The 20,589-nt window shown below is 58.3% G+C and carries 22 protein-coding genes and 1 pseudogene; 6 read left to right on the top strand and 17 right to left on the bottom strand.

Features of this window, described 5'->3' with window-relative positions; all coding sequences use genetic code 11:
• Positions 1-16: 16 nt before the first annotated feature.
• The 3 genes from FHW75_RS12385 (at position 17) to FHW75_RS12375 (ending at position 3,422) form a co-directional block, all read left to right on the top strand.
• A complete protein-coding gene (locus FHW75_RS12385; protein ID WP_183673744.1) occupies positions 17-1,531 on the top strand; it encodes an SH3 domain-containing protein in 1,515 nt (504 codons plus the stop codon).
• A gap of 168 nt (positions 1,532-1,699) precedes the next feature.
• On the top strand, positions 1,700-2,830 hold the full coding sequence (locus tag FHW75_RS12380) for an XRE family transcriptional regulator (RefSeq protein ID WP_183673741.1): 1,131 nt from the start codon (positions 1,700-1,702) through the stop codon (positions 2,828-2,830).
• Positions 2,820-3,422, top strand: a complete 603-nt coding sequence (locus tag FHW75_RS12375) for a hypothetical protein (RefSeq protein WP_183673738.1) — start codon at positions 2,820-2,822, stop codon at positions 3,420-3,422. Before FHW75_RS12380 ends, FHW75_RS12375 begins: the two co-directional genes overlap by 11 nt.
• Positions 3,423-3,451: 29 nt before the next feature.
• Here the strand turns inward: FHW75_RS12375 and FHW75_RS12370 are convergent, their stop codons facing one another.
• On the bottom strand, positions 3,452-5,683 hold the full coding sequence (locus FHW75_RS12370; RefSeq protein ID WP_183673735.1) for a hypothetical protein: 2,232 nt from the start codon (positions 5,681-5,683) through the stop codon (positions 3,452-3,454).
• Positions 5,684-5,916: 233 nt separating this feature from the next.
• Here FHW75_RS12370 and FHW75_RS12365 point away from each other — a divergent pair, with 233 nt between their 5' ends.
• The gene (locus FHW75_RS12365) at positions 5,917-6,204 is read left to right on the top strand and encodes a DUF3892 domain-containing protein (RefSeq protein WP_183673732.1); all 288 of its coding nucleotides are present in this window, start codon (positions 5,917-5,919) and stop codon (positions 6,202-6,204) included.
• A gap of 254 nt (positions 6,205-6,458) precedes the next feature.
• On the opposite strand, the gene FHW75_RS12360 is transcribed toward FHW75_RS12365, so the two are convergent.
• Genes FHW75_RS12360 through FHW75_RS12350 form a run of 3 tightly spaced genes read right to left on the bottom strand, consistent with a single transcriptional unit; the run spans position 6,459 to position 7,768 of the window.
• Positions 6,459-6,848, bottom strand: a complete 390-nt coding sequence (locus tag FHW75_RS12360; RefSeq protein WP_183673730.1) for a hypothetical protein — start codon at positions 6,846-6,848, stop codon at positions 6,459-6,461.
• 2 nt (positions 6,849-6,850) lie between these two features.
• Complete coding sequence (locus FHW75_RS12355) at positions 6,851-7,321, bottom strand: hypothetical protein (RefSeq protein WP_183673729.1); 471 nt, start codon at positions 7,319-7,321, stop codon at positions 6,851-6,853.
• A gap of 42 nt (positions 7,322-7,363) precedes the next feature.
• Positions 7,364-7,768 carry a DUF6957 family protein gene (locus FHW75_RS12350; protein ID WP_311649484.1) on the bottom strand — a complete coding sequence of 135 codons (405 nt, stop codon included), beginning with the start codon at positions 7,766-7,768 and terminating at the stop codon, positions 7,364-7,366.
• Between the two features lie 119 nt (positions 7,769-7,887).
• On the opposite strand from FHW75_RS12350, the gene FHW75_RS12345 reads away from it, so the two are divergent.
• The gene (locus FHW75_RS12345; protein WP_183673727.1) at positions 7,888-8,352 is read left to right on the top strand and encodes a helix-turn-helix domain-containing protein; all 465 of its coding nucleotides are present in this window, start codon (positions 7,888-7,890) and stop codon (positions 8,350-8,352) included.
• 339 nt (positions 8,353-8,691) lie between these two features.
• Here FHW75_RS12345 and tmk read toward each other — a convergent pair.
• From tmk to FHW75_RS12295, 10 genes and pseudogenes are all read right to left on the bottom strand, one after another.
• Positions 8,692-8,988, bottom strand: a pseudogene (gene tmk / locus FHW75_RS12340) (dTMP kinase); the annotation flags it as partial.
• Positions 8,989-8,997: 9 nt separating this feature from the next.
• Entirely contained in the window at positions 8,998-10,161 is a 1,164-nt protein-coding gene (gene mltG, locus FHW75_RS12335) for an endolytic transglycosylase MltG (RefSeq protein ID WP_183673723.1), read from the bottom strand.
• A 4-nt stretch (positions 10,162-10,165) separates the two neighbouring features.
• Positions 10,166-10,981, bottom strand: coding sequence for an aminodeoxychorismate lyase (gene pabC / locus FHW75_RS12330; RefSeq protein ID WP_019098592.1), 816 nt, complete (start codon positions 10,979-10,981; stop codon positions 10,166-10,168).
• Positions 10,981-12,225, bottom strand: coding sequence for a beta-ketoacyl-ACP synthase II (fabF, locus tag FHW75_RS12325; RefSeq protein WP_016715142.1), 1,245 nt, complete (start codon positions 12,223-12,225; stop codon positions 10,981-10,983). Before fabF ends, pabC begins: the two co-directional genes overlap by 1 nt.
• 189 nt (positions 12,226-12,414) lie before the next feature.
• Positions 12,415-12,651 carry an acyl carrier protein gene (gene acpP / locus FHW75_RS12320; protein ID WP_025754824.1) on the bottom strand — a complete coding sequence of 79 codons (237 nt, stop codon included), beginning with the start codon at positions 12,649-12,651 and terminating at the stop codon, positions 12,415-12,417.
• Positions 12,652-12,853: 202 nt separating this feature from the next.
• Positions 12,854-13,594, bottom strand: coding sequence for a 3-oxoacyl-ACP reductase FabG (gene fabG, locus FHW75_RS12315; protein WP_016715140.1), 741 nt, complete (start codon positions 13,592-13,594; stop codon positions 12,854-12,856).
• A 15-nt stretch (positions 13,595-13,609) separates the two neighbouring features.
• Entirely contained in the window at positions 13,610-14,548 is a 939-nt protein-coding gene (gene fabD / locus FHW75_RS12310; protein ID WP_025754825.1) for an ACP S-malonyltransferase, read from the bottom strand.
• A gap of 127 nt (positions 14,549-14,675) precedes the next feature.
• Positions 14,676-15,686 (bottom strand): phosphate acyltransferase PlsX, encoded by a 1,011-nt coding sequence (plsX, locus tag FHW75_RS12305; protein WP_016715138.1) that lies wholly within the window; start codon positions 15,684-15,686, stop codon positions 14,676-14,678.
• A 3-nt stretch (positions 15,687-15,689) separates the two neighbouring features.
• On the bottom strand, positions 15,690-15,872 hold the full coding sequence (gene rpmF, locus FHW75_RS12300) for a 50S ribosomal protein L32 (protein ID WP_003247154.1): 183 nt from the start codon (positions 15,870-15,872) through the stop codon (positions 15,690-15,692).
• Between the two features lie 13 nt (positions 15,873-15,885).
• Positions 15,886-16,413: a YceD family protein gene (locus FHW75_RS12295; RefSeq protein WP_012313431.1), complete on the bottom strand. Its 528-nt coding sequence runs from the start codon at positions 16,411-16,413 to the stop codon at positions 15,886-15,888.
• Between the two features lie 96 nt (positions 16,414-16,509).
• Between FHW75_RS12295 and FHW75_RS12290 the strand changes: the two genes are divergently transcribed.
• A complete protein-coding gene (locus tag FHW75_RS12290) occupies positions 16,510-17,088 on the top strand; it encodes a nucleoside triphosphate pyrophosphatase (RefSeq protein WP_183673721.1) in 579 nt (192 codons plus the stop codon).
• Between the two features lie 89 nt (positions 17,089-17,177).
• On the opposite strand, the gene FHW75_RS12285 is transcribed toward FHW75_RS12290, so the two are convergent.
• Genes FHW75_RS12285 through rluC form a run of 3 tightly spaced genes read right to left on the bottom strand, consistent with a single transcriptional unit; the run spans position 17,178 to position 19,808 of the window.
• A complete protein-coding gene (locus tag FHW75_RS12285; RefSeq protein ID WP_016715135.1) occupies positions 17,178-18,167 on the bottom strand; it encodes a S49 family peptidase in 990 nt (329 codons plus the stop codon).
• A 6-nt stretch (positions 18,168-18,173) separates the two neighbouring features.
• The gene (locus FHW75_RS12280) at positions 18,174-18,848 is read right to left on the bottom strand and encodes an HAD family hydrolase (RefSeq protein ID WP_016715134.1); all 675 of its coding nucleotides are present in this window, start codon (positions 18,846-18,848) and stop codon (positions 18,174-18,176) included.
• A 3-nt stretch (positions 18,849-18,851) separates the two neighbouring features.
• Positions 18,852-19,808 (bottom strand): 23S rRNA pseudouridine(955/2504/2580) synthase RluC, encoded by a 957-nt coding sequence (gene rluC, locus FHW75_RS12275; protein ID WP_025754829.1) that lies wholly within the window; start codon positions 19,806-19,808, stop codon positions 18,852-18,854.
• Positions 19,809-20,589: the final 781 nt, after the last annotated feature.

Below are 20,589 nucleotides of genomic sequence, written 5' to 3'. Positions count from 1 at the left end.
TGAACCTGTCTTTGGAATGACTCAGAAGCCTTGCAAGGCTGGAGTTCGTCCCAAGCAAGCAGAGCGCGCAGGCCTGGAAGGCCGAAGGCGTGAAGGATGTCAGCCCGAAGGGCCGAGACGGGCGGAACGCCAGGGCTCGGTTCACGACAGCCTGGCCGCGAAGCGGCGCGCCCTACCCCCTAAAACGCCTCAAAAAATAATCGATATCTTCACTACCTCCGGAAAACCCATCGCCCATGCGGAATCGGAACAGGTATCCTTTCGACCTGAGCCGAAGACTTGGGGTGGGATGGTGTCGAATCAAGACGAACGACTTCAGCAGGTAGCTGATTACATAGAAGCCATCAACCAGACTGAAGCGCAAAGAACGCCCCAGGAATTGGCGGCCCTTCAGAAAATGGCGAACGAGACGCTCTTTCCTCCCTCTCCTATCAACAGCTCATCCATCGAAGCCATCAAGTCTTTCCAGGAAAGCTATGCCGGCACCCAGGCTCTATTAGAAAAGGCCCGAGTGACTAGCTCTCTGCTTCATGACTCCCATGGTGCTTCCTTTAGGCAAATCCGGGAATTCGCGGACAAGGCCATGGCACCTGCGGCTGCAGCAATGCGTGCGATGGATAGCCTTTATCCAAGCAAGCAGATTGACGCCATCATGCGACTAACCTCCGGCCCATTATTTCAGCCGTTTGGTGGTATTTCAGGATTGCAGATCCCCAGCTTCGAGAGCGCCGCTACACAAGCGATGGAGAAGATTTCAGGCCAGATTCGAGCACTAGATGGACTGAAATCCTTCCGCAATCTCTGGGCAGAAAATGAAGCCGCTCAAGCCACATTGGCGAGCTTCGCACAGATGCACAGCCTCACTGACGGGTTGGCGAAGCTGCACGCTACGCCGAAGTACAGCGAAATGATGAAGCAGGTAGCCATCCTTGCAGAATCGCCGCTGTTCGAGGCACTCGAACGCACATCTGCAAGCAAGCTGGCCAAACTGTTTGAAGAATATGAAATCGTCGAGCAGACAGCCTTGGTTCGGGAGCCGGCAGCTCGCTATGACGTCAAGCCCGTTCAGGAAGCCTCGCTACAGACAGAAATTATCGATGCACTTGAGGGCAAGGAGAATCGCAAGCCGCTTTCGCCTGCCGCGTTCCTCCTGCTTTGCTGCATCCTGAGCTTCCTGTCAGGCACATTGGCGCATGTGAGCCAGTGGAAGGACTTTAAGGAGGGTCTGTGTGATCTCAATGATCTTACCCTTCAGTCGGAGTCTACTGCCGAGGCTCACAGGCTGGTTCGTTCCTCGATGTGCCATATGACTAAAAGCGCCAAGGCGCGTGTGAGGCTCGTAGCCAGGGACAACGTGAACCTTCGCTACTCGCCAGGCATGAAGGCCGAGGTAATCATGCCTTTGAAGCAGTATGCCGTGTTGGAGGTTGTAGACTCGACCGACAAGACCTGGCTGGAGGTCATTTACAAGCACGAGGACATTGAGATTCAGGGCTGGGTATCTAGGAGTATGGTGAAGACCGTCCAGTAATGCATCGAACAAATGGAGCTGTTTTCGAGTAACCACCCGCGCCCAAACCGTTTGTGAATGAAAGATTCGAACAGATCGTTGAGGGAGCACTGCCGAGTGCTGATTAACGAGTGCTACTACTCAGGCTATGATCTGTCGGAGCTACGCCACTAGGATGTGACCCAACGCATGAACCTCCAAGCTTTAGGCGATAAATTCCGGCGGTACCGTAATCAGCTCCAGCGCCCTCTCAGCGAAGTCGCAGAGGCAGTAGCTATTGAAGCGGAACGGCTCAAACAAATCGAGATGGGCACGCTTGAGCCCTCCGGGGACGAGGTGCTCATTCTCGCCGACTACTATCGCTGTGACTTCAAATTCTTCATTTCGAACGAGGAACTGGCTCCATTCGAGCAAACGGAAACACTGTACCGGGCCCACGGCCATGAGTTTTCGAAAGAGGATCGTTCGGCGATTCAGGAGTTTTTGTATCTCTGTGAGACCGAAGAATTCCTCACCCAGGAGCTTCGGGGCGGTGCCCGGTCATTCGCTTTCAAGCCGCGAGGAAACTATCACATAGGTCATGCAGAAGAAGCGGCTAAGGCATTTCGTCAGCTCATGGGACACTCAGATCGGGAGGTACCCCGGGATATCTACGCAGAATTTCGCTCGGTTGGTGTGCATGTGTTTCGTCGAAGGCTGGAAAACTCCAACATTTCTGGCGTTTTTGTGAAACATCCCGTGGCTGGCAAATGCATTTTGGTCAACTACAACGAGGATGTGTATCGACAGCGCTTCAGTGCGGCCCACGAGATGGCTCACTGCATTTTTGACAGCGAAGATGGGCCAAGCGTGACGATCCCAGGAGACAAGGATATCAGGGAGGTTCGCGCCAATAGGTTTGCATCCTGCTATCTGATGCCACCAGAAACGATCAGCAAGCTCCCTGATCCCGGCGTTTGGACGCAAGAGGATGCCCAATCATGGGCTAATAAATTCCGGGTGAGCTGTGACGCCCTTGGTGTCGCCTTGAAAGCAGCGAAGCGAGCCGACGAAGCGACCAGTCGACGCATCCGAAGCTATCGTGTTCTGCGGGAAGCGAAAATAGATCCTGAGTTGCCAGAAAGCCTCACACAACCGCAACGATTAAGAAAAACCGCCTTACTCGAACGAGGGCTATCGAATCATTACGTGACGCTGTGTCTGGATGCTCATAGCCAAGGCGTAATCAGCCTTGGGCGGCTCGCAGAAGCACTGCTCTGTGGCTATGGAGAATTGAACGCACTTGCGTCGCTGTATGGGAGGAAAATTCATGGCCATTGATCCATCCAAGTTCCACAAAATCAACGTCGCCGACACTTGCTCTGTTTGGAATATTTTGTCATCACGGCGGCTTTATGCCGGGGCTCAAGAAGCCAAGTGCGAATTTTGCATAACCGGCTTTGTGTTCTATGAATGCCTGGTCAAGCCACGGTCATCCCCAACGGATGCCGACCTTGAGCTCAGGGAGCGTCTGGAACGCGAGAGAAAAAGAGGCAAGTTTGCATCCCACTCCTGCAGTATTGATGACCTACAGGCTATCGCTGATCTCGAAAATCGCAGAAAGCTGGGGAAAGGCGAACTGTCCTCAATCGCCTTCGCCAGCAAGATCCGCCAAGCCTTCATCACTGATGACCGCAAAGCCCGAGCGCTGTCCGAAAGCGTTGCAGATTCCATCACACAAACTACACCGCACCTGCATTCTTGGCTCATCTTCAACAACACCCTGACAGATGCTGACCACCAGGAAGTGTTGTCGCAACACATTGAGATGGGAGGCTCACTTGCCACGCACCTGGACACTGCATACCAGATGGCCTTGCAGTGCAAACTGAATATCCCTGCCCCTCCAATACCGGCACCCTACGCTGAGTGACAAAGGAAATTCCATGGCCTCGTCATACATTAATCTGCACTTGGATGCGAGGGTGATTTGGAGTATCCATGGCTTCGCTTGGCATGGAACTCTATCACCTCATCCCATGACATCTTAATTGCGATGCTCAGCCTAGACGACTCGTCAATCACATAAACCTCCGTCTCTGGGTCACTGATCGGCGACACCATCCTGAATGGCTCTTGCAAACGACCGCTACCTATTGTCCCATCTTGGCTAAAGATGATAGCTGGACAATTATCCCCGCTTTCGAACAGTGCCTTCACGCCAGACTTCAACCACTCCCAATCAACTTTTCCATGGAACGGAGCTTTGGTAGTGTGCAGGACAACAGGGATGATCGAATCCATCCCTTCTACAATCAGACTAGGAAAACCTGACAGAAGCACATCATCGTCAATCGCACCTATCGCGTCACTGACTTCGACCTCATTCTTCCGATCCATCTCCGCACTGATATACGGCTCTAGGAAGTCCATAAAACGGAGGTAATCTTCAGAACTAAAAACTTGACCTTGACTCCCTTCAGCCCTGCCTATCACAACAACCAGAATCTGCCGAACCAGCACTACTGCCTCACCGGCGCCGGCCGACTGAAGGTGTCGTCGAGAGCCCTCCTCCAGCAGATCGAATACGATTGCATGACGATAACCAAGTTCAAAGCAGGCCTGATGAAGCGGATGATGCGGGCCAATCAGATAACTGGTCACCCAACTGGCCAGCTCTTGGGTGGCCTCAAAACGCTTCGAGGGGTCGGTGGAAAGGTGAGGCATCGGTGCGACGACTTCTTCAGTGATGTCGTACATCTGCTTCATCTCAATGGCATACCTGAGCGCTTCAAGCTGCGCCCACTCGACCAGCGGCTCAATCTTGGCGGCCTGTTCTCTGTCAGGAGTGGCATTGAAGGCAGCGACCGCTAAATCACCGAGTACGCGACCTACTCGGAAGGCATCGCTGCACTTGATTACTCCTCTTGGGAATGGCACTCCAACCGAGAGGTTAGCCACCAATGTCATTGCAACTGCAGGATCCGTCCAGTCCAGCTGACTCCTGGATACAAATGGCATGTAGTTATGCCTTACTGCAGGATTGCAAACAAACTCACGTGCGTGCTGTCCTAGGCTGCCCCAGAAGTCGAACCTCGTCGGCACAACTCTATGACGATATTGACGAATCTTGAGATGCCACTGAAAGTCACCACAAAACTCTGGATCGAAGTGCTCTTCCAAAATAGGATAAGCTGCTTTGGCTATGTCATATACAGTGGTGGGCGTCTGCCCCAAGAGGTCGCCTCTACGATTGTTGAGAAACGCTCCAGCTTCCGATTCTCGCTGAGGCAACCCATGGTCTCTGCACCACGCATACATTGCGTATGGATCGATTGCAGTAAGTGTTATGCACCATCTCCCTCTACCGTAACCGTGGACATCACGCCAAAGCATCATAAATCCGTGTGACCCAGCGCGGTCACCTGACCTGGCGATCATATCCATTGCCGAAAGAACGGCTCGTGGCGGCCAACGCTCATCGTCTTCTTCAGTGTTGCCATGATCACCTATGGGCCCTTCATCTCCCAGTTGATCAATACCTTTGCAAGCGAGGTATAGGTCGATAGAAGTCAACGCTTCCGGAGGAAGGTTCGTGCTGCCCGTAAGGTGCCAAGCTTCCGGCAATTGTGCAGTCAGTCCAAATCCTGACTCATTGCTGGTGAGTCGAAGTGCTAGGCATTGCTTTCCTGACCAAGCATTCATACTGCCAACTGCATGGACTAGGAGAGTCGACCAATCTGCTGCGACGACCACGAAGCAGACGTCGAAATTCCCCAGAAATGGCAGCATGTTCCGTAGCTCTTGCTCATAACCCGCTAGCTCGGTAACTGTCTGGCGCTCTGTATCGCTGGCACGCTTGACTTCAAACACAACAAGAGTTTTGGTTTCCGAATTAAAACAAAGAATATCAGGGCGTAGCACTTCCCCAGTTGTGAGGGAAATGCTTGTGTTGATGGAAATAATTTCCAACAAGGCAAGCCGGCCAAGTACATGCCGAGCCGCTTCTGCGGAGGCACGACGTGAAATGTAGTCGATACTGAAAGCAGGTAAAAAGCATTCTTGATCACCTAGATCTGCCAGCGACAGTACGGCCTCCTTGCCCTGGATCGCATCAAACAGCTCATCATTCTCTATGCATTGCTGCAACCAGATGACCACTTCGGACTCGAGGGGAATTTTCTGCGCTGTCATAACCATCCTTGACTTAGTAAACTGAAATACCCGAATACCTTTTCTCGGTCAGAAATACTAGCCCACGCGATGTTAGTAGCGAAGAATTTTACGGGATAGCTGCGAAATCCAAAGCCAAGAATTTGGCGTCATTTTTCACCTGCGTCTATTCTCTTGACACAAATAGCCAGAAGCCACTACAAAGCGAGATGCGGGAGGCTCCACTCTTAAGGACATCATCAAAGGAATTTGCAATGGCAGATGTAGTAGTCACGTGCATCACCAAACCAAACGTCAATAGTGCTCACGAGCACATCACCCACCTTGGCAACCCAGCTGCGGGTTGGAAATGGTCAAGGGAGCAGGTCATTCAAAGTATCGATGCGAAATCGAATACTTTTTATGTTCAAGATCCGACTAGCGGGAAGAAGGCCTACATCGGCGTAGTTAGGGAGAATGGCAAGGCCGCTTATTTGCGGACTTATGCTGATGGGCAATGGAACAACAACCTGCTCTCTTTGAATCAGTGTCCCTTGGGCTAACGTCGCGCTACTGACGATGTGAGCTAGCTGCCAGGTAGGCCTCTGCATTGATGGCATAGGTTGTTTTCATCAGTGCAGAGCCCGACTACTTTACCCTATCAACTGTTGATTAACGCTGGCTCCGATTTATCTGGGCAAGCGGAGCGCGCAGGCGGGAGGATGAAAGCCCGACAGGGCCAAAACCCGCTCTGGGCGGGGTTTGGTTCACGCCAGCCGTCCGCGAAGCGGCCCGCTGAGTAGGCTGAGTTCCTATATCAGTGATGACGATCAGGAGTCGGAATATACCGATTTTCAGCAAGGCGTCGAAACTCGCGGAGACTGCGTCGTCCACCTGCCCGCCCGAAAGTGGCCGCAACGTAGCGAGAATTGACGGTCGTAATAACCCAGAACCGCCCTTCCCTCTCTACCTTCTGGATGTCCGAAGTCCGGATCAAATGCCCATCCGAAAACCGCCCATACGGCCCTTTTCGCGCATGTCCAAAAACCACGCCCACAGCGCTGCACGCTTGTATTTCAACGTTCACCAGGAAGGCGGTGACCTCATCCTCATACCCTTGCCCGACAGCTCGAGCAATTCTGAGCAGGTCAAAGTCAGAGTAACGCTTTACGAGGAAATCGACTGAAATAGTGCTGATGTCCGTCATGATTATTGCGCCCTCGCCATCGTGTCTGGAGCTTCTTTTGAGGAGCTGCGCCGGTACAGCTCTTTCAATCCCTTCAGAGATGCCACATCGAGGTCAGCCTCATGAGTGTCGACATATACATCGCCACTCTCGACCTCAAGGACACATATGGGAACCTCTGCCCGGCTGAATCCCATCAAAAGAGACGTCAGATTTTCCAGCTTCCACCCCGCGCCTTTGTTCATCCAGGCCGGCGTCACTACCTGGACTTCCTGAACAACCAGACTCTCATCCTGGGCTAACAAAAGCTCAACGAGTCGGGGCTCATCGTTGAGCATTTCGGTATGGTTCCTGAATTGACCATCCTCGAGACGCTGAACGCTAACGTGGTACCAGTGGGTAGCGATAGCTCGGGAAACACCATGCCAATGCATGAGCCCGTCGCCAAACATGCCAGGCATGCCTGCTATATCACTTTGGTGGGTACGAAACATAAAAGTGCCTCAAGAGCCAGTATCACATAGAAGCGATGATATTTAGAAGATGGAGAAAATAGCCTGAATAGACGAAGACTTGCGGTGCCCGGGCCCCTTCAACACATAGGCAGTGTTTCGCGTGATGAACAAGTAGCCCTCTTCGAATCGAGTGCCCATGGAGGAACGTACCCAGTCGCCGGGCTCGAAGCGTCTCGCCTCGTCATGCAGCACCGTGTGGGCAAATAGAAACATCGGCTGGCACCCAGCTGCGGTGACCTTCGCCCGCTCCTCTTCAGTAACTATCGCATCGAGGATTACCCACTCTTCAACTACGCAGATAGGAAACCACTTGAACCGTTGTCGGGTGGCAGCAAGAACATCTTCGAGGGAAAGTTCGGAGCCAGTCAGGGGAACCCCATTTTCGCCCAGCAGCCCATCTTCGAGCCCTCTTTCCATCAGTTGCATTCCCGCCAATAATTACGCATAAATTGACGATCTAACCCCTGACCGCCACCGGTATAACTATAGCTCTTTGCATGGCGGCAGGCAAACGCGGCATACCGTTCGCTTTTAGGGAGCTTGCGATGTCGCTGCGTTATTCCTTTGCAGCATGCCTCCAGTTGCTACGCACTCGTAAAGGGCTGTTCCAGGAGGACATCGCCAATGTCGGCGATTCGGTCTCTCAGCCCTACGTGAGTAAGCTAGAACTCGGAAAGAGTGTGGTGAGCCTCGACACGAGCTATCAGCTAGCAGCCGCGTTGAAGGTGGAGCCGATCACCCTACTAGCCCTAACGGTTGCCTCTCATGATCAAAAAACAGCTAGGGAGATGCTGCTAGCTGCGCTGGCGGAACTGGATGCTTTGGAGCTGGCAGACGCGAGCCTCCCAACGGAGCCAGCAGAACTAGCCCGCCATGGTTCAGATAGCGCTAGGAAGAAATGGGAGGCCGTTCAGGACTTGAAGAAGAGAGGATTTACCCAGGCTCAGGCAGTGAAGGAGCTGGGGATACCGGAGAGCACATTGCGACGGCTTTGGCATCAAAAAAACTAGGGTGGGATAGAGCCCGACACGGACGCCGTGGAGGCGCCGGAAATGCAGATGTAAACCTGAAAAAGCCCGAATTCATTGGGCTTGATGGATGATTTGGTTGGCAAGGAGCATCGGGAAGGGGAAAAAGGACGGTGTATGGCCAAAATAGGTTTACATTTCACCTACGATTTTCGCTGACGAGCGGTGGTTTACATAACGCCGCACCTCGGTGCTATGATGAAATTACTAGCAATGCTTCTCCTACTCCACAAGCCCCGCTCCGGCTAGGGTCTAGGGAAAAAAGATAAAGCTAGGCGCAGAATCCCTCAGGTTTACGTTCTCCCCCCTCCGAAACAAGTTATTCGTGAAGCGGTCACACAACACGACGGCCCCGCGAGCCAATGCCGGACGAATGACCTGTGCCAGGTGCTGGGCGCGCGCAGCGAATACCAGCAGCAGCTCAGTGTCGGCTGCCATGGTTTCATCGCTGGGAGCCAGCAACAGTTCGCGCACTTTTTCGGCCAGCGGCGTACCACCAGGCTCCCGGGTCAATACCACATCCAGGCCCTGCTCGCGCAAGCGCGCGGCCAGGTAGTCACGATTGGTGCTCTTGCCCGCGCCTTCGGGGCCTTCCAGCGTAATAAACAAGCCGCTCACAGGCAGTCCTTAATGTTGTTCGTCAGGCGTCGGCCGTTCGGCCGCTTGCGCGCCACCGGCAGGGGCGTCTTGCACAGGGGGCTCATCCGCCGCAGGCACCTCGGGCTGGGCGTCTTCAGCAGCCGGTTGTGCCTCTTGCTGCGGGGCGGGGCTGGAGCGGTAGTCTGCACGGCGCTTGAGCTGGAACTCGCGCACCGCCGAGTTGTGGTCATCGAGGTCGTCGGAGAACACGTGGCTACCGTCGCCACGGGCGACGAAGTACAGGCTGGTACCGTTCGACGGGTTGAGCGCCGCATGAATCGCTTCGCGACCGACCATGGCAATCGGGGTCGGCGGCAACCCTGTGATGGTATAGGTGTTGTAGGGCGTCGGTTCGCGCAGGTCGGCGCGGGTAATCTTGCCGTTGTAACGCTCACCCATGCCGTAGATCACCGTCGGGTCGGTCTGCAGCATCATGCCCAGGCGCAGGCGCCGCACGAACACGCCGGCTATCTGCCCACGTTCCTGAGGGATACCGGTTTCCTTTTCCACCAGCGAAGCCATGATCAGCGCCTGGTACGGGTCGCGGTATGGCAGGTCGGTGGTGCGCTCGGCCCATTCCTTGGCCAGCACTTCGTCCAGACGCATGTAGGCCTGTTGCAGCAACTCGACATCGCTCATGCCACGCACGAAGCGGTACGTGTCCGGGAAGAAGCGCCCTTCCGGGAACACGCCGGTATGGCCGAGCTTGTCCATCACTTCGGAGTCCGACAGGCCGTCCAGGGTGTGCTTGATCTTTTCATGCTTGGCCACGGCCGAGCGTACCTGGCGGAAGGTCCAGCCTTCGACCAGCGTGAGGTTGTACTGCACCACATCAGCACGTCGCCAGGCATCGAACAGCTGCCCGACGGTCATGCCCGGGGTGAGGCGGTACTCGCCGGTGTGCAGGGGGGTGCCGGCCATGTTGAAGCGCCAGTACAAGCGCAGCCACACGGCGTCTTCGAGCAACCCTTCGCTCTGCATGCGATAGAACATGCGGTTGGGGGTGGTGCCATTGGGTACATCGAGCAGGCGCTCCTGCGTGATGTGCAAGGGCTGCTCCAGGACGGCGTTGACCTTCCAGGCCGACCAGCCAAGCGCCAGGCCGGCAAGGATCAAGGCCATTTCCAGCAACAGCAGGAATTTACGTCTCACGAATTCAGGTTTCCAGTAACGTACGGGCAACGGCCTGCAGTTTACGGGTGAGCGGGCCAGGCGACCAGTTTAGCGCGGCTACGCCACGCACGGGCCAAATGCCGTAAACGCTATTGCAAACAAATACTTCATCTGCGTGCTCCAGCGCCTTGAACGGCAGGTCACAGACCTGCGCCGGGATGCCCAGCAGTACGGCCTGCTCCAGCAACGCCGCACGCATCACCCCGGCTACACCACAGCGGCTGAGGTCGGCGGTAAGCAGCACGCCGTCGCGCACCAGGAACAGATTGCTGTATACCCCTTCGATTACCCTGCCCTGCCCGTCACGCATCAGGCCTTCGGCGTGTTCGCTGTCCTGCCATTCGGCACGTGCCAGCACCTGCTCCAGGCGGTTGAGGTGTTTGAGCCCGGCCAGCAGCGGTTGTTCCCCAAGCCGGGTCTGGCAAGGGAACAACCGCACGCCTTGCTCGGCATGCTCAAGAGGATAACCGGGCAACGGACTGCCCTGCAGGATGCGCCGTGGCGCGGCATCGGCTACCGGGGCATAGCCACGCTGGCTGTCGCCACGGGTGAGGATAAGTTTGGCTACGCCTTCCCCGAGCTGGTTGGCATAGCGAAGCAGTTCGTCGCGCACCAGCGCCAGGTCGGCGTTGATCGCCAGGCGCTGGCAGCCCAGCGCCAGGCGTGCGAGGTGGCCGTCCAGCAAGCTGGGGCGACCGCCGCGCACGGCAATGGTCTCGAACAGGCCATCGCCGTAGGCCAGGCCACGGTTCTGCAGGTTGAGTGCAGCCGCCGGCTGGCCATCGATCCAGCCGTGCATCAACCGGCGAACCGGCGGAACACCAGCGAGCCGTTGGTGCCGCCAAAGCCGAACGAGTTGGACAACACCACGTCGATCGGCATGCTGCGCGCCTGGTGCGGCACGAAGTCAAGGTCACAACCTTCGTCCGGCTCGTCCAGGTTGATGGTGGGCGGTGCCATCTGGCTGTTGATGGCCAATACGCTGAAGATCGCCTCCACCGCGCCGGCAGCACCCAGCAGGTGACCGGTCATCGACTTGGTCGAGCTGACCGCCAGCTTGTAGGCATGCTCACCGAACACGCGCTTGATCGCAGCCACTTCGGCCACGTCGCCCGCAGGGGTCGAAGTGCCGTGGGCGTTGATGTAGCTGACCTCTTCCGGCTTGATACCGGCATCGCGCAGGGCGTTGGCCATGCAACGGGCAGCGCCTTCGCCAGTGTCGGGCGGCGAAGTCATGTGGTAGGCGTCGCCGCTCATGCCAAAGCCAACCAGCTCGGCATAGATGGTCGCACCACGCGCCTGGGCGTGCTCCAGTTCTTCGAGCACCAAGGCACCGGCACCGTCAGACAACACGAAGCCGTCACGGCCCTTGTCCCACGGGCGGCTGGCCCGGCTTGGCTCGTCGTTGCGGGTGGACAGCGCGCGCGAAGCACCGAAACCGCCCATGCCCAGGCCGCAGGCGGCCATTTCGGCGCCACCGGCGATCATCACGTCGGCCTCACCGTAGGCGATATTGCGTGCGGCCATGCCGATGCAATGGGTGCCGGTGGTGCAGGCGGTGGCAATGGCGTAGTTCGGCCCTTGCAGACCCAGGTGGATCGACAGGAACCCGGAGATCATGTTGATGATCGAGCCCGGCACGAAGAACGGCGAAATGCGGCGCGGCCCCGAGTCGTGCAGGGTGCGGCTGGTTTCTTCGATGTTGGTCAGGCCACCGATACCCGAGCCCATGGCCACGCCAATACGCTCGCGATTGGCGTCGGTGACCTCCAGGCCGGCATTACGCACCGCCTGGAAACCGGCCGCCAGGCCGTACTGGATGAACAGGTCGAGCTTGCGGGCCTCTTTGGCCGACAGGTATTGCTCGACTTCGAAGCCTTTCACCGAGCCGCCAAAACGGGTGGAGTAGGCAGACAGGTCCGTGTGTTCGATCGGACCAATGCCACTGCGGCCAGCCAGAATGCCCTGCCAGGTGCTCGGTACATCGGTACCCAGTGGCGACAGCATACCCATACCGGTGACCACGACGCGTCTACGCGACACAGTACTCTCCTTTTCTAATAACAGAGTCTCTTGGCATTGCATTCATACGATGGAATGAAATGACAACAGGCTCTCGGTGCGCGGTGAACAAAGCAGCCCCGCCAGAACGCGGCGTGCTCGCAAAGAAAAAACCGCACGCCGGCGAAGGCAGTGCGGTTTTCCCCGACAAGAAGCGTCGACTAAAGCGTCTTAGCCTTGGTGGGCAATGACGTAGTCTACGGCAGCTTTAACGGTAGTGATCTTCTCGGCTTCTTCGTCAGGGATTTCGGTCTCGAATTCCTCTTCCAGAGCCATCACCAGCTCAACGGTGTCAAGCGAATCGGCACCCAGGTCATCAACGAAGGACTTCTCGAGAGTCACTTCTTCTTCCTTGACGCCCAGTTGCTCGGCGACGATTTTCTTGACGCGTTCTTCGATGTTGCTCATACCTAGGTTTACTCCTAATGGATATATGTCAGGCAGCTGGCCGGTGGCTAATTTTATAGAAAGACGTTCGCTTTTCAAGCGAAACGCGCTTTCACGCCAGTCACCCCACCCGCTGCCTGGAATCTGGTTGCAGCTTTATAACGGATTTTAGGCTCGCAGTATGACTCTTTTTTTACGAAATCCGTCACATTGAGTTGCAGTGTTACATGTACATCCCGCCGTTGACCGGCACGGTAGCGCCGGTCACGTAGCCAGCGCCGTCGGATGCCAGGAACGAAACCACCTTGGCGATTTCGTCGGCCTGGCCCAGGCGGCCCAGCGGAATCTGGGTCTGCAGGGCTTCGCGCTGCGCTTCTGGCAGCTCGCGGGTCATGTCGGTGTCGATGAAGCCCGGGGTCACCGAGTTGACGGTGATGCCACGCGAGCCCACTTCACGCGCCAGGGCGCGACTGAAGCCTTCCAGGCCAGCCTTGGCGGCCGCATAGTTGGCCTGACCGGCGTTACCCATGGCACCCACGACCGAGCCGATGCTGATGATACGACCCCAACGTGCCTTGGTCATGCCACGCAGCACGCCCTTGGACAGACGGTAGAGGCTGTTCAGGTTGGTGTCGATCACGTCGAACCACTCGTCGTCTTTCATGCGCAGCATCAGGTTGTCGCGGGTGATGCCGGCGTTGTTGACCAAAATGGCCGGTGCGCCGAACTGCTCGCCGATGGCGGCCAGTACCGCTTCAACGGACTCGGCGCTGGTCACGTTCAGCTCCATGCCGGTACCGGTGATGCCGTGCTCTTTCAGGGTGGCAGCGATGCGCTCGGCGCCGGACGCCGAAGTGGCGGTGCCGATCACGGTCGCGCCCTGGCGGCCCAGCTCGAGGGCGATGGCCTGGCCAATGCCACGGCTGGCGCCGGTGACCAGTGCAACTTTACCTTGCAGGCTCATGCAAGCTTCTCCAAATCAGGCCAGTGCCGCGCGGGTGGCGGCAACGGCATCAGGGGTGTTGAGGTTGTAAGTGGTCACGCCATCGGCGCAACGCTTGTTCAGGCCAGCCAGGACCTTGCCCGGGCCACACTCGACCAGGTTGACCGCACCGCTGGCAGCCAGGGTCTGCACACACTCCACCCAACGCACAGGCAGGTACAGTTGCGCCAGCAGGTCGTGCTTGAGTGCATCGAGGTCGGCGGCAACAGCAGCCGTGACGTTCTGCACCACTGGAATTTGCGGGGCCTTCCACTCGATGGCGTTGACCGACTCGGCAAAGCGCTCGGCCGCCGGCTTCATCAGGGCACAGTGCGACGGCACGCTGACCGCCAACGGCAGGGCGCGTTTGGCGCCCTTGGCCTTGCACAGCTCCATGGCGCGATCCACGGCAGCTTTATTGCCAGCGATGACCACCTGGCCTGGCGAGTTGAAGTTGACGGCGCTGACCACTTGGTCTTCAGCGGCTTCGGCGCAGATTTCAACGACCACAGCGTCGTCCAGGCCGAGGATGGCAGCCATGGCACCATGACCCGCCGGTACGGCCTCCTGCATCAGCTGACCGCGGCGCTCGACCAGGCGAACAGCGTCTTTCAGGGTGATGCTGCCCGCAGCGACCAGGGCACTGTATTCGCCCAGGCTGTGGCCGGAAACGAAGGCTGGCTGCGCGCCGCCCTCTTCCAGCCACAGGCGCCACAGCGCGATGGACGCGGTGAGGATGGCCGGCTGGGTCTTGTCGGTCTGGTTGAGTTGCTCTTCAGGGCCTTCCTGGACCAGCTTCCACAGGTCGTAACCCAGGGCTTCGGACGCTTCCTTGAAGGTTTCGATGATCACTGGCTTCTCGGCGCCGAGCTCGGCGAGCATGCCCAGCGACTGGGAACCTTGACCGGGAAAGACGAATGCGAGAGATGCAGACATTGAACAAGCCCTTATGATCTTGTCGTCGGATAGGGTGCGCCAGGCCCTGGGCCAGGCGCGGAATCTGAAAACTTGGATGGATACACAGACCAAGCGGTCACATTTAAGCACTTCATGGGCAAAATGCCTAAGGCAACAGGTCTTCGAGGCGCCCATGCAAGCGCTGCGGCAGGTTCTCCTGTATCTCGATCAGCGCCCGCTGGATAGCACTCTGGAAGCCCTGCACGCCCGCCGAGCCATGGCTCTTGATGACAATGCCCTGCAACCCCAGAAAACTGGCACCATTGTGCCGCGCCGGCGCCAGGTCGGCCTGCAGACGCTTGAGCAGCGGCATGGCCACCGCCCCGGCCGCCCGCGACAACACGCCGCCCTTGAACAACTGCTCGATGCGCGCAGCGATCATCGTCGCCAGCCCCTCGCTGGACTTGAGCAGGATATTGCCGACGAACCCATCGCACACCACCACATCGGCCTCACCACGATACAGCCCGTCACCTTCGACAAAACCCACGTAGTTAAGCCCACGGGCATTCTGCAACAGGCTGGCAGCCAGCTTGACCTGCTGATTGCCCTTGATGTCCTCGGTGCCGATGTTCAGCAGCGCCACCCGTGGACGATGCACACCCAGGGCCTGAGCAGCCACCGAGCCCATCACGGCAAACTGGTAGAGGTTTTCGGCACTGCAATCGACATTGGCACCCAGGTCGAGCAACTGGCAGTAACCCGCCTGAGTCGGAATTGCGGCCACCATGGCGGGCCGGTCGATACCCGGCAAGGTCTTGAGCACGAAACGGGACAGCGCCATCAGCGCGCCGGTATTGCCGGCACTGACGCAGGCCTGGGCCTTGCCGTCACGCACCAGTTCCAGGGCGATGCGCATCGACGAATCCGGCTTGCCCCGCAATGCCTGGGAGGGCCGCTCATCCATGCCGACCACCTCACTGGCGGCGACAATCTGCAGACGCGCGCGATCCGCAGCCGCAAGGCCGCTGACAAGATCTTCCAGGAGTGAGGGTTGACCGACGAGGGTCAGGTGCAGCGAGGGAGTAGCAGAAAGGCAGGCAATGCTAGCCTGGACAATGCTGCGGGGACCGAAGTCCCCGCCCATTGCGTCGATCGCGATGATCTGAGCGGACAAGGATTACTCGTCAGCGCCCTTGTCGACCACTTTGCGACCACGGTATACGCCTTCTGGCGAAACGTGGTGGCGCAGGTGAACTTCACCGGTGGTTTTCTCTACCGACAGCGCGTTTTCCGACAGGGCGTCGTGCGAACGGCGCATGTCACGGGCAGAGCGGGATTTTTTGTTCTGCTGAACAGCCATAATTGATTAACTCCTAAACGTTTGGGTCACGCTTTAACTGCGCCAAAACACTGAACGGGTTGGACCGCGATACCTCGTCCTTGCTCGATTCGGGCTCGTCTGCGCCCGCCGGCTGCTGGCATTCTTCCGGATGATGAGCAGGCACGATTGGCAAGGCGAGCAGAAGCTCCTCCTCGATCAATGCCTGCAGATCCAAAGGATCTTCGCCCAGTTCCAGCACGTCATAGCCTTTCGGCAACGACTGGGTATTCGCACCCTCCTTCACCACGGCGTAAGTACATTCGCTGTGAATCGGCAGGGTGACCAGCTCAAGACAACGCTGGCAAACCATCTTGACTTCGACGTCCAGCTCGCTGTGGATAACCACGACGTGCTGTTCATCTCGTTCAAAATCGAACTTCGCCTGCACCGTACCGACATTGTCGGAAAGCGGGTCGCAGAGTCTTTCCAAATCAGCGAGTTGCAGCGAACCGTTAAGGGTTACGCCACGATCGGCTAATTTGCGCGGGTCAACGTGAGGTGGAATCGGGTCATTCAACATAGGCGCAGCATAATAGGGATGCCCCCCGCCCCTGTCAAAGGAAATTAGGCGGCATCGTGCGTGATAGAATTTGTTCAACTGATTCAGGAGTCTACCATGCTTCCTTTGCTACTGGCTTCCAGCTCTGCCTATCGCCGCGAACTGCTCGCACGCCTGCGCCTGCCCTTCACCTGGGCAAGCCCCGATATAGACGAGCAGCGCCTGGCTGATGAACCCGCCGTGGACCTGGTGCGCCGGCTGGCCAGGCAAAAGGCCGAAGCCTTGGCGGGAAGCCACCCCGGACACCTGATCATCGGCTCGGACCAGGTTGCAGTATTGGGCGAACAGGTGCTGGGCAAACCCCACACGTTCGAGCGGGCCTGCGAGCAACTGCTGGAGTGCAGCGGGCAGCAGGTGAGTTTTCTGACCGGGCTGGCACTGCTCAATACTGCGACCGGGCACTGCCAGGTGGACTGCGTGCCGTTTACGGTGACGCTGCGCGAATTGAGCAGGGAGCGGGTGGAGCGCTATGTGACGGCGGAACAGCCACTGAATTGCGCAGGAAGCTTCAAGGCTGAGGGATTGGGGGTGAGCCTGTTCCAGAGCACGCATGGGTGCGATGCAACCAGCCTGATCGGGCTGCCGTTGATTAGACTGGTGGACATGCTGACAAAGGAAGGCGTGGATATCCCTTAGCCCGCCTGGAGATTTGTTGCGCCCGACAGATCGAGCGCCGCGCGGGCGGCGCTCGATTAATCAGGCGCCGCAGACCGCGCGACGAACCTTCAGCGCAACTGTGGCCCCTGGAACCCCATCCACATCGCCAGGTGCTCGGCCACGCTAGCCCCTACACGCTTGGAGAAGCGGTCGAACGGCGACTCCTGAACGGTGAAGTCCACCAACTCTTTCTCACCAACGACCTCACGTGCCACATAACTGGCACTGCCCAGCCCGTCCACCAACCCCAGCGCCTTGGCCTGTTCACCCGACCAGATCAGGCCACTGAACAACTCTGGATGCTCTTTGTCCTTCAGGCGCTCGCCACGGCCCTGCTTGACCATGGCAATGAACTGGTTGTGCGTGGTGTCCAGCACACCCTGCCAGAACCGGGTTTCATCAGGCTTTTCCGGTGAGAACGGGTCGAGAAACGCCTTGTGCTCACCCGACGTGTAAGAACGCCGCTCCACGCCGAGCTTCTCCATGGTGCCGACAAAACCATAGCCGGCCGCCGTCACACCAATGGAGCCGACCAGGCTGGCTTTATCGGCATAGATTTCGTCCGCCGCACTGGCGATGTAATAGGCACCGGAAGCACCAAGGTCCGCAATGACCGCATACAGCTTGATGGCCGGGTATTCGGCCCGCAAACGGCGGATTTCGTCATACACATAACCCGCCTGCACCGGGCTGCCACCCGGGCTGTTGATGCGCATCACCACAGCCTTGGTCTTGCTGTCCTTGAACGCCTCGCGCAGGCTCTTGACGATATTGTCGGCGCTGGCGGCCTCCTGATCGGCAATCACCCCGCGCACCTCGACCAGCGCGGTATGACTGGCACTGCGCGACGCGGCCTTGTCCATGTCCATCAGCGGCGTGAACAACGCCAGGATGCCGAACAGGTAGACGAAGGTCAGCAGCTTGAAGAAGATGCCCCAGCGCCGCGACCGACGCTGCTCCTGCACGCTGGCCAGCAGGGTCTTCTCCAGCAGCTTCCAGCTTTTGCGCTCTTCACGCTCCTCGGGCTCGGCCTCGGGGGCTTTCCATTCATCTGCCATGCTTACCTACCTTGGAAGTGGAATTGCGGAACCAGCCAGCCACTCGCGCAGCTGGGAAAAGTGGTTGATGCACACCTGCGGGCCGAATTCGGCCAGCGCCTGCAGCGACATGGCACCATAGCCCACCGCCACCGAATGCATACCGGCATTGCTGGCCATCTGCAGGTCGAACGCCGAATCTCCGACCATCAGCGCACGCCCGGGTTCGACGCCGCAATGGCCGAGGATTTCCTCAAGCATCAAAGGATGCGGCTTGCCACGGGTTTCGTCGGCGGCGCGGGTGATATCGAAGAACGCCTCCCAACCATTGGCCTTGAGCACCCGATCCAGGCCGCGACGCGCCTTGCCGGTAGCCACCGCCAGGCGGTAACCCTCGGCACGGAAGGCGTCCAGCGACTCGACAACGCCATCGAACAACGGCGAAGGCTGCTGGTCCAGCGCCATGTAGATATCGGCATAGTGCTGACGGAAGGTTTCGACCTGCGCAGGTGCCAGGTGCGGGTACAGGGTATGAATGGCCTCGCCCAGGGCCAGGCCGATGATGCCCTTGACCGCCTCGTCACTGCTTTGCGCCTCACCGGCACGATCGGCAGCGGCGTTCATGGCCTCGACGATGCGCCCGATGGAATCGGCCAGTGTGCCGTCCCAGTCGAAGATCAGTAGCTCATAGCCTTTTTTCATAGATCAGGACGCACTCAGACGCTCAACGGTTTTCGCCCACACTTCATCCACGGGCGCTTCAAGCTTGAGCTCACCACCGTCCGGCAGCGGCACGGTCAGCGCGTAGGCGTGCAGGAACAGGCGCTTGCCACCCAGCTCGCGGATTTCGCGACTGAAGTCTTCGTCACCGTACTTGCTGTCGCCGGCAATCATGTGCCCGGCATGCAAGGTGTGCACGCGGATCTGGTGGGTACGCCCAGTGATCGGACGCGCCTCGACAATGGTGGCGAACTCGCCAAAGCGGCGCAGCACGCGGAACAGGGTCAGCGCTTCCTTGCCCTCCTCGTTCACTTCGACCATGCGCTCGCCGGAGCGCAGGTTGCTCTTGAGCAAGGGCGCATTGACCTGCTTCTTCGAGGTGGGCCAGTGGCCGCGCACCAGCGCCATGTAACGCTTGTCGACACCGTCGCCGCGCAGCGCGGCATGCAGGTGGCGCAGCATGCTGCGCTTCTTGGCGATCATCAGCAGGCCGGAGGTGTCGCGGTCCAGGCGATGCACCAGCTCCAGTTCCTTGGCGTCCGGCCGCAGTTGGCGCAGCGCCTCGATCACGCCAAAGCTCAGGCCGCTGCCGCCGTGCACGGCAATACCAGCCGGCTTGTTCATCACGATCAGCGCCTTGTCTTCGTAGACAATGGCGGCCTCCAGGCGCTGCAGCAGGCCCTGGGCCACCGGCGCGGGCTCGTCGCGCTCCGGCAGGCGGACGGGCGGCACCCGCACGATGTCGCCAGCCTGGATCTTGTACTCCGGCTTGACACGCCCCTTGTTCACCCGCACTTCACCCTTGCGCAGGATGCGGTACACCAAGGTTTTGGGCACGCCCTTGAGGGCCGTGATGAGGAAATTGTCGATGCGTTGGCCGGCAAGCTCCGGCGCGACTTCGATCAGCTGAACGCCGGAAGTCGGAGGGGTATTGGTCGTCATGGCGGGATCATAACAATTTTTTATGGAATTGAAGCACTTAATCATTGCTGCTATAGTCGCGAACGCCGCCAAAAGCGGCAGGCCAGCGGCACCAGGCTCTTTGCCGGCCCTGACCAACGCAATTCTCCAGGACGCGAGGCCGTCCTACGGGGTTTTCGCCAGTTTACCGAATTGCCTGGAATCGCCACCAGCGCTGTGTAGAGAAGACCGAAAAAAAACGACAAGTGCGGTGTTTCACCTGCTTACCCGATTCTTTTCGCTGCACCTCTGCCCGCCCCGTCGCTTCCACGCAACGCACGGCGAATGCTTCGGAAATACCTGCCTTGGACATGAATGGCGCCAGTGCAGTACCTGCAGTGGCGAAAAATGCAACCCGTTGCGGATTCAGCGCGCGGCAGCACCCGAATTATCAGGGATACGTGCAGGGTGGAGATGCACAGCCCTCGGACCGTGTAGCACCGCGTCCGGCCACCAGCCCACTGACGGCTGGCGAGCGGATAAGGTCCTGAACAGATGCCCCCGGGCGTCCACGGCTGACGGTTGATTCCTCCTCCTGACTGAGTGCACAAGGCCCGCTTGGTTGATTCGGATTCCTATTCGAAGCCACCGGGGCCTTGTTGGCACCGCAGCAAACAGGACGCGTCGTCGCGACAACGGCAGGCTGGGCAACCGGCTGGTGCCGAACGTCGCTCGACACGGGGGTGGCCCGGCCACCCTTTGCGCACCTTGGCACCGACCATGAGACGTCGTGTGTGCCGAACGCCGTTTCCGGCAGCCCGGA

Source organism: Pseudomonas sp. OG7, from assembly GCF_014192825.1.
Lineage (GTDB): Bacteria > Pseudomonadota > Gammaproteobacteria > Pseudomonadales > Pseudomonadaceae > Aquipseudomonas > Aquipseudomonas monteilii.
Note: the sequence above shows the minus strand (reverse complement) of the source record. Positions and strands in the feature narration are given on the sequence as shown.